Below are 320 nucleotides of genomic sequence, written 5' to 3'. Positions count from 1 at the left end.
AAAGACAAAACCCCTACCTGCTCGCGCAGATAGGGGTTTTGCGAAATGAATCTTGACGATGACCTACTCTCACATGGGGAAGCCCCACACTACCATCGGCGATGCATCGTTTCACTGCTGAGTTCGGGATGGGATCAGGTGGTTCCAATGCTCTATGGTCGTCAAGAAATTCTGTTGCCAGAATGTCTTAGGAACACTCTTGGCTAATTCGGATATGTGAATTTGTGGTCTTACGAACTTTCGGGTCTTTCGTCTTCACCACCACAATCTGCGTAGCAGATTGCTTGGGTGTTATATGGTCAAGCCTCACGGGCAATTAG

At 48.1% G+C, this 320-nt stretch carries 1 rRNA gene; it reads right to left on the bottom strand.

The annotated features are described in order from the left end of the window. Positions 1-50: 50 nt before the first annotated feature. Positions 51-166 (bottom strand): 5S ribosomal RNA (gene rrf, locus CC207_RS21685). Between the last annotated feature and the right edge of the window lie 154 nt (positions 167-320).

This window comes from Pseudomonas sp. DrBHI1, assembly GCF_002205115.1.
In the GTDB taxonomy this organism is placed as follows: Bacteria; Pseudomonadota; Gammaproteobacteria; order Pseudomonadales; family Pseudomonadaceae; genus Aquipseudomonas; species Aquipseudomonas mosselii.
This window is presented reverse-complemented; position numbering and strand designations above follow the sequence as displayed.